The organism is Vibrio sp. N418 (genome assembly GCF_000222565.1).
In the GTDB taxonomy this organism is placed as follows: domain Bacteria; phylum Pseudomonadota; class Gammaproteobacteria; order Enterobacterales; family Vibrionaceae; genus Vibrio; species Vibrio scophthalmi.
Genome location: NZ_AFWD01000051.1, coordinates 118731 through 127094, shown reverse-complemented (window position 1 = coordinate 127094; position 8364 = coordinate 118731). Strand labels below are relative to the sequence as shown.

At 43.5% G+C, this 8364-nt stretch carries 7 protein-coding genes and 4 tRNA genes; 9 read left to right on the top strand and 2 right to left on the bottom strand.

Annotated elements, in window-relative coordinates; all coding sequences use genetic code 11:
- Nucleotides 1-809 (bottom strand): DUF4105 domain-containing protein (locus tag RH86_RS10605; RefSeq protein ID WP_009386176.1); only part of this gene is annotated, 809 nt, incomplete at its 3' end.
- A gap of 164 nt (nucleotides 810-973) precedes the next feature.
- Nucleotides 974-1459 carry a DUF3015 domain-containing protein gene (locus RH86_RS10600; RefSeq protein WP_005599670.1) on the bottom strand — a complete coding sequence of 162 codons (486 nt, stop codon included), beginning with the start codon at nucleotides 1457-1459 and terminating at the stop codon, nucleotides 974-976.
- Between the two features lie 365 nt (nucleotides 1460-1824).
- On the opposite strand from RH86_RS10600, the gene uvrY reads away from it, so the two are divergent.
- The 9 genes from uvrY to RH86_RS10555 all read left to right on the top strand — a co-directional run bounded on the left by uvrY (nucleotide 1825) and on the right by RH86_RS10555 (nucleotide 8039).
- Nucleotides 1825-2469 carry a UvrY/SirA/GacA family response regulator transcription factor gene (uvrY, locus tag RH86_RS10595; protein WP_006712838.1) on the top strand — a complete coding sequence of 215 codons (645 nt, stop codon included), beginning with the start codon at nucleotides 1825-1827 and terminating at the stop codon, nucleotides 2467-2469.
- Nucleotides 2469-4301, top strand: a complete 1833-nt coding sequence (gene uvrC, locus RH86_RS10590; protein ID WP_038219568.1) for an excinuclease ABC subunit UvrC — start codon at nucleotides 2469-2471, stop codon at nucleotides 4299-4301. Before uvrY ends, uvrC begins: the two co-directional genes overlap by 1 nt.
- A gap of 75 nt (nucleotides 4302-4376) precedes the next feature.
- The gene (gene pgsA, locus RH86_RS10585) at nucleotides 4377-4934 is read left to right on the top strand and encodes a CDP-diacylglycerol--glycerol-3-phosphate 3-phosphatidyltransferase (protein ID WP_005599675.1); all 558 of its coding nucleotides are present in this window, start codon (nucleotides 4377-4379) and stop codon (nucleotides 4932-4934) included.
- Nucleotides 4935-5173: 239 nt separating this feature from the next.
- Nucleotides 5174-5247 (top strand) — tRNA-Cys (locus RH86_RS10580).
- Between the two features lie 37 nt (nucleotides 5248-5284).
- Nucleotides 5285-5360: transfer RNA gene (locus tag RH86_RS10575), tRNA-Gly, on the top strand.
- A gap of 86 nt (nucleotides 5361-5446) precedes the next feature.
- Nucleotides 5447-5533: transfer RNA gene (locus tag RH86_RS10570), tRNA-Leu, on the top strand.
- 27 nt (nucleotides 5534-5560) lie between these two features.
- Nucleotides 5561-5636: transfer RNA gene (locus RH86_RS10565), tRNA-Gly, on the top strand.
- A gap of 361 nt (nucleotides 5637-5997) precedes the next feature.
- On the top strand, nucleotides 5998-6504 hold the full coding sequence (locus RH86_RS10560) for a hypothetical protein (RefSeq protein WP_009386174.1): 507 nt from the start codon (nucleotides 5998-6000) through the stop codon (nucleotides 6502-6504).
- Between the two features lie 29 nt (nucleotides 6505-6533).
- Nucleotides 6534-8039 carry a GGDEF domain-containing protein gene (locus tag RH86_RS10555; protein ID WP_009386173.1) on the top strand — a complete coding sequence of 502 codons (1506 nt, stop codon included), beginning with the start codon at nucleotides 6534-6536 and terminating at the stop codon, nucleotides 8037-8039.
- Nucleotides 8040-8364 lie beyond the last annotated feature (325 nt).

Genomic DNA, 8364 nt, shown 5'->3' with positions numbered 1-8364 from the left:
AGATCATCTCGTGCTAATTCAAGTAACGCGAGTAATTGGTAGGAACAGTTTTCATCAGCGAAATAGTAATCAAATTCTGCCCGCTGCATTTCCCAAAGGTGAAGCAGCACTCGCTCTACTTCTGCTTCATTTAATTTCAGACGATATTCCCAAATATCGCGAGATTCGATGTCGTTGTACTCGCGAACCTTACGATAATAAGGCATGACAGTAAATCGACCGGGATAGCTGCCAATCAGCCCTTTAAGGGCATATAAAGCTGCGTTGTCGTCAGTTTCTGGTTCGGCAGCAAAGTTAATCGCAAACGCAACCAGCTCCTTATGACGAGTTTGGTCTTTGGCATCAATTCTTAATAGGGTGTGGCCAAACATCGAAGAGGGGTTGTTCATAAAGGCGGTCGGGAAAACCAAGGTTAACCCTTCTGGGTCGAGTACCTCACGCCATGTTTCTAACTCAGGACAGTTGAGATCCGCTTGTTCGCCTTTTTGGTTTTGCAGCCAAGTATAGCGCGCAGGGTACTGACAGCGAGTTTGCTCGGCTATCGAAGTATCCGCATTATAAAGCGCGTCGATGGTGGCTTGTAACTCACTTTGCGGTGAGCGATAGCCATCTTGGGCGAGGTAAAATTCGTCGTTATCCACCGTACTTTTATGGCTAGAAAGTGTTGCTGGTAAATAATGGCCTAGTTTTAACCAATACGGATCTTGGGCAAGCTGTTCGACGTTAAGGCTATTGGCTGAAAACGCCAGTGAGGATGCACATAATCCACATCCCGTGAGTAGTGCTTTAGATAATACAGAATAGTTCATTCAAATCCGTAGAAAGGTCATTGTGTAGATGGCTAAATACTCTCGAGACAAAAGTACTTAACGATAGACACGGTCATATAAATATGACCAGAGCCTCGTGATGAAGAGGCTGATATAAAAAAGTGCCCTAAAGAGGGCACTTTAATCACGAACTTAGTTCGAAATTAGATTGCGTAACCCGCTAGAGTTGCGTCAGCTGCAACTAGCGTGTTTAGGTTAGCAAATACTTCTTGAGAAGTTACGTTTTCAGATTTGAATACTTCTGCGAAGTTCTCTTGAGCTAGCTCGTTGAAAGCTGCTTTGTCAGAAGCTTGAACGCCCCATACTTCAGAAAGTGTTGCTAGAGTTTCGCCTTCACCTTTAGCGATATCACGAGCAAGGTTGTCCATGTTACCGTCGATGAAAAGAGCTAGCTTCTCAGAAGAAGAAATAGTGCCGTTACCGTCACAACCTAGAGTACCAAAAGTGATACCGAAAGTTTGGTTACCAGATGTACCGTTAGTCGTCGCACCTAGAATTTTAAATACTTTGCCTGACTTACCGTCAAAAACCATAGTACCTAGACCACAACCGATGTCTGCATCAGCCATTGCAACATTAGAAAGAGGTAGTGTTGCAGCTAGAGCCGCCACTGCTAGTAGCTTTTTCATAAAATATCCTTAATCGTTATCGCTTTACCAACGTCACTCGTTAGTTTTTGGAATTGATAATACAAATTATCAACCGCAGCAAATTAAATGAAATTGGTTTCATTTTCAATGATTGTTACAAAATAAAAGTGACCAAAACCTCAAAATGCTAGCTATCTCAACACTTGACGCTAATCCATTGATAAACAGGATATTTGCTACTATGGCGTCATAACTAAAAATTAGTACTTGCTAAACTTTACATTTCAGCACATATTCATCGGAGTAGTATAAATTTCATTTTTTAAGTTAAAATAGGCAACTAAGTTGTTATCCACTGTCCTCGGTGGGTGCAGAGCCAATTAACATAGTGTGGAGATACAAGTGTGATTAGTGTTTTCCTTGTAGATGATCACGAGCTGGTTCGCACAGGGATACGACGTATTATTGAAGACGTCCGTGGAATGAACGTAGCAGGGGAAGCTGAAAGCGGTGAAGAGGCAGTAAAATGGTGTCGTAATAACCATTCTGATGTCGTATTGATGGATATGAATATGCCGGGTATTGGTGGCTTAGAAGCAACCAAAAAGATCCTGCGTTTTAATCCAGATGTAAAAATTATCGTTTTGACTGTTCATACGGAAAATCCGTTTCCAACGAAAGTGATGCAAGCTGGTGCTGCTGGTTATTTAACCAAAGGTGCTGGTCCTGATGAAATGGTCAATGCAATTCGAGTGGTGAATAGCGGTCAACGCTATATTTCACCAGAAATCGCTCAACAGATGGCGTTAAGCCAATTTTCTCCAGCATCGGAAAACCCATTTGCCGATTTGTCTGAGCGCGAATTACAAATCATGATGATGATTACCAAAGGGCAAAAAGTGACTGACATTTCAGAGCAGTTAAGCCTAAGCCCAAAAACCGTCAATAGTTACCGCTATCGACTGTTTGCCAAATTGAATATTAGCGGTGATGTCGAATTGACCCACCTTGCTATTCGCCATGGAATGCTAGACACCGAGACATTGTAGTGAGTTCCCCTTTCGACTCGGTCTCTTTCCTAAAGACAGTGACTAACCAACCCGGTGTTTATCGAATGTATAACGCCGAGTTGGTGGTTATTTATGTCGGCAAAGCCAAAGATCTCAAAAAACGCCTGTCGAGCTATTTTCGTAAAACGATTGATAGTGAGAAAACGCGCGCGCTGGTCAGCCATATCTTTAAAATCGATGTCACAGTAACCCATACTGAGACAGAAGCGCTGATCCTTGAACACAATTACATCAAGCAGTATTTGCCTAAGTACAATGTGTTACTGCGTGATGACAAATCCTACCCATATATTTTCATTAGTGCTCACAAGCATCCGCGCTTATCGATGCACCGTGGAGCAAAAAAGAAAAAAGGTGAGTATTTCGGCCCTTATCCCGATTCCGGGGCGGTGCGAGAAACCGTGCACTTGATTCAGAAAATATTCCCAGTACGTCAGTGTGAAGATACAGTTTATAGCAATCGAACTCGCCCTTGCTTGATGTATCAAATTGGCCGTTGTGCCGGTCCTTGTGTAAGCACCATTATCTCTGATGACGATTATGCTGAGTTGGTGGACTATGTGCGGTTGTTTTTGCAGGGTAAAGACAAGCAAGTTCTGGAAACCTTAATCGGTAAAATGGAACAGGCCAGCCAAGCCCTCAAATTTGAACAAGCGGCTAAATTTCGCGATCAAATTCAAGCCATTCGTCGCGTACAAGAGCAACAATTTGTCTCCGATGATTCCATGGATGACATGGATGTGCTCGGTTTTGCCCAAGAGAGTGGCATCGCCTGTATTCATATTTTGATGATTCGCCAAGGTAAGGTGTTGGGTAGCCGTAGTCATTTTCCTAAGATCCCTAGCAATACCAGCCAGCAAGAAGTTTTTTACAGTTTCCTTAGCCAGTATTATCTTAGCCATAATGAAGCTCGGACTGTTCCGACTCGTATCATTTTGAATCAGGGGTTACTTGAGGATGTCGCGCCACTCCAAGAGGCCTTATCAACTATCTCAGGGCGGAAAGTGCAATTTCATGCCAATCCTACAGGGATACGAGCCCGCTATTTGAAATTGTCCAACACCAATGCGTTGACCGCATTGACCAGTAAGATAAACCATAAGATGACTATCTCTCAGCGTTTTAAAGAACTGAGGGATCTGCTTGGGCTTGAGTCTATCCAGCGTATGGAGTGTTTTGATATTTCACACACCATGGGGGAGAGCACGATCGCTTCTTGTGTGGTGTTTAATCAAGAAGGCCCTGTGAAGCAGGAATATCGTCGTTACAATATTACCGGGATAACGGGCGGCGATGATTATGCTGCGATGGGGCAGGCGTTAGAACGTCGCTATTCAAAGCAACTTGATATTGAGAAGATTCCAGATGTGGTGTTTATCGATGGTGGCAAAGGGCAGTTAAATCGTGCTTATGAAATCATCAGTCAACACTGGCAAGATTGGCCGAAGCGGCCAAGGTTGATTGGTATCGCAAAAGGAGTGACACGTAAACCGGGCTTAGAAACGTTAATCACCACCGATGGTGAAGAGTCTCATCTTCCGAGCGATGCCCCCGCGCTACACTTAATGCAACATATTCGTGACGAAAGTCATAATCACGCCATTGCTGGTCATCGCGCCAAGCGTGGAAAAACCAGACGTACCAGTGCCTTAGAAGGCATAGAAGGAATTGGTCCTAAACGTCGTCAAGCTTTACTCAAATATATGGGTGGATTACAGGAGTTGAAACGAGCCAGTGCTGAAGAAATAGCCAAAGTACCAGGCATAAGTCATTCTTTAGCAGAAAACATTTATCAAGCATTGAAACAATAACAAAAATCCAGCACCATATGAGCCTGTTTTTAGGCAGTAAACAGCGCTATACGCAAACGATAAGAGCCAATAAATATGCGTTTCAACATTCCTAACATTCTTTCTCTATTACGACTGTTCTTAATTCCAGTTTTTGTCGTAGTGTTTTATCTTCCTTATAGCTGGGCGCCATTCGCGGCCGCTATGGTTTTCTGGGTGGCTGGTTTTACCGATTGGTTAGATGGTATGTTGGCGCGCAAGTTGGGCCAAACCTCGCGTTTTGGTGCATTTATTGACCCAGTGGCTGATAAAGTATTAGTCGCGACCGCCCTGATATTGATTACAGAACACTATCATAATATTTGGATTACCATCCCTGCAGTAACCATGATTGGCCGCGAAATTATTATTTCAGCGCTACGCGAGTGGATGGCTGAAATTGGCAAACGAGCGAGTGTCGCGGTTTCTTGGGTTGGTAAATTTAAGACGGTTGCACAGATGTTTGCTCTATGGGTCTTGATTTGGCGTTATGATGACTGGATGATTTGGCTGGGTTACGGCGCATTGTATATCGCGACATTCCTTACCTACTGGTCGATGGCTCAGTATCTGATGGCTGCTAAAGACGACTTGCTCGCTGAAGAGCATCAATGATCAATTTGAAAGCGAACTTAGGTTCGCTTTTTTTTAATCTCAAAAAGCATTTTTAGTAGTAAAGTCATTAGATTAGCGCTTTAAACTGATAGAAAAATAGCCAATTCACGCTTGTTTGGCTGTAATTTAGCCAAACGATTCAAAAAACAAAAAATAGTGTTGACTCATCTGTGCGAATCCGTAGAATGCATCCCGTACCCAAGAGGAACGCAGCAATGCAAAGCTCGAAGGAACACGAAGGCGCCTTGGCAGAGTGGCTATGCAGCGGATTGCAAATCCGTGGACCTCGGTTCGACTCCGGGAGGCGCCTCCATTCTCTCTTAGATTTTAATGCTAAGAAATGAGAATTTGCGACACTAGCTCAGTTGGTAGAGCGCAACCTTGCCAAGGTTGAGGTCATCGGTTCGAACCCGATGTGTCGCTCCAAATTATTAAGATAGCGATTAACCAACAATCGATATCAAGATGGTGTCTTACTTTTCAGTAAAGGCCTCACAAATTTAGATTTGTGTGCCCTGGTGGTGGAATTGGTAGACACAAGGGATTTAAAATCCCTCGGCGTTCGCGCTGTGCCGGTTCAAGTCCGGCCCGGGGCACCATCTAACCAGCTTATATAGCAAACAAATGCGACACTAGCTCAGTTGGTAGAGCGCAACCTTGCCAAGGTTGAGGTCATCGGTTCGAACCCGATGTGTCGCTCCAAAAAATGAAACCTCGACGTCATGTCGAGGTTTTTTTTTGCCTAAAATTTGCCGTGTTTCTTTGTGGCACCAAATCTCATTATTTTGTGTTCTCTATAAATATCAGCAATATTGATTGTTAATACGATTATTATTAGGTTTTGAGATGGCGAATAGCGCATTTTGCTATTCGATAAACATGAAACAGATACAGAAGAATTTGAATCACTCCGCAGGCTTGCAAGTGAGCCGATGCTATTCCATGAAATAAATACAAATCTTTGCCAGAATTGCATACCATTAGTGTGTTTGTTTGCATATGTCATTGCTACGATCTTATCTGCGCTTAAGCAGGTAAGTGGAAGATAGTATTTAAGGTTGATATGAAAGCACTGTGGTTATTTAGCCTGTTGTACGCGCTGTTGCTTTCGAGTGCAGTGAAAGCGGAATCGATAGCCAGCTATCCAGTCGGTTGGCAATTTTGGCCTATCGTAAAAGAGAGCATTCTTTACCCTGAGAACAGTGATCTTCCACTAGATACCACTTTGTTTGCTCAAGAAACATTCCGAGCCTATAGCTGGATAAATAATGGTGAAGGCACTTCCCTGACGATTCGAGTTCATCCTAGTAAGATCAAACAATATCTGAATCGAGGTCCTTATAGTGATGGACCAACAGTCGTCGCTATTTCTGAAGACCCTAGCATTATTTGGGTCACGGAGCACATTGGCTCGGAGCCAATATATGGTAGCTATAACCGCAAAGGGGAGGATATTAGTCATACACATCCAACATTAAAGTCGGATTACTGTACTAGCTGCCACACTTCGTACAAAGATATTTGTCACCATGGTGTTTGTTCTGTTTTTGGCAGCCGTCTTGAAAAATAGCCATTCTTTTGCCATTAGGATTAGCCGTTATGAGCACAGTATTTAAAAGATTGAGCATTAATCAAATGCTATTTATGTCCCATCTTTGCTTGGTGCTGTTGGTTATTGCTGGCTTAAGTATTACCCGCTATGAAAGCGAATGGCAGCGCCAAGTTGACTACTCTGCCGCCTTTGCTAATCAAGCATTGCAATCTCAAGTTCATTTCTTCTCAACGTCGGTTGCTGGTGTGAATTACGCCAATCTGACCATTCCATCAATTGTGGAGCATTTGGCTTCGGTGAATGATCTACAGTTCATTGAGGTTAAGGGCATGTCCGATTATTCGGCGCAAGAAGTTCACATTCGTTATCTTCCCGCTTATGGCAAAGTATGGCGAGCAAACGTTACGCCACAAGAGCTGCAATCATCCCGGGACCGTGTTGCAAGCCTGCAAGCTATGCTCAAAAGTGTTGAAACACACAATACGCTCAAAGTTCGTAAACTCAATTATCTGTTGCTTAATGCACGAGCGGAATACAGATCTTTGCTCAAGAGTTCGGATTTAGCACAGAGTGAAGTGATTGAATGGTCTAAACCGCTCGATACAAATCAGGGTTTCCTTTTAGATGAACAACGCTATTTACTTAATATCGAGATCCCATTACGTAATCAGAATGGCGGTTATATTTGGGCGGTATTTGATGCTAGTAAACTTGCGGCAATCAAAAAAAACATTATTCGTGAAATCGGCTTTGAGGCGATTGTGGCTCTGCTGTTGGTGATCTGTATTGCGTACTGGGTGACGTATTTTATTGTTGCTCCCCTTAAGAATCTTGCTGTGAGTATGAATAGCGGCGCGCGTTATAAGACCATGAAAGAGCTTGATGAACTTCATCGAGAAGACGAAATTGGTCAGTTGGCGCGAGCTTATAAAGGCTTGTTGATGAAGATCGATCAGCAGCTTGATTCATTACGCGCTAAATCAGATGCCGATTTGCTGACAGGTTTGGGTTCTCGTTATAAATACTCGCGCACCGCACTCCCTTATATTCAGCAAAATGTGTTACGTGGTAAGTATGTTGGGCTGCTGATTTGCGATATCGATAATTTTAAGGCCTATAACGATCTCTATGGCCACATGGCAGGCGACGACGCGCTAGCCAATGTCGCCGGTCAATTACAGCAGCGACTGACCAATGTTGATATGGCTTTTCGTTATGGGGGAGAGGAGTTCGTCATCCTTTGTGCTCGTCATGATCGAGAAGAACTGGAGCGAACCAGTGAATTATTGCGTCGTGCAGTGGAACAATTAGCGATCGATCACGTGGGTAACGGAGATTACGGTAAAGTCACGGTCTCGATTGGCGGGGCATTGGCGCAACGCGACTCCCTTCATCGCTGTGACGCAGGGTTTGAAGAACTGGTCGAATCGTTATTCTCAACAGCAGACAGAACCTTATACGAATGTAAGCGAGCAGGGCGTAATCGCGTCGCCTGGGCCAGTGTTTTCACGACGCAACTAGCCTTGTATGAGAAAGAATCTTCGCTGGTGTAAGCGGTAATTCTACTACGTTTAGAACGCACTTTTCTTTACCCTCCTAGCATTATAATCGATCGACTTCCCGTGCGAGGGAGGCGATTCAGCTATTTATTCATATTCTGTATTGTAATATCAAAGTTAATTTTCATTAATTTTTTGTATCAATCGACTTGAAGTCGCCTCGATTATCCCATATTGTGACGATGTGTCATAAATGACGAATCGTCATAATTTTAATTAATCACTTGAGTGAGTAGCTTGAGTTCATAGTTTAAGTTTACAGGTAGGTTCGGAGGTTAGATCGAACCGTGTTATAATGCGGAGGTCAGGGAGTACAAAC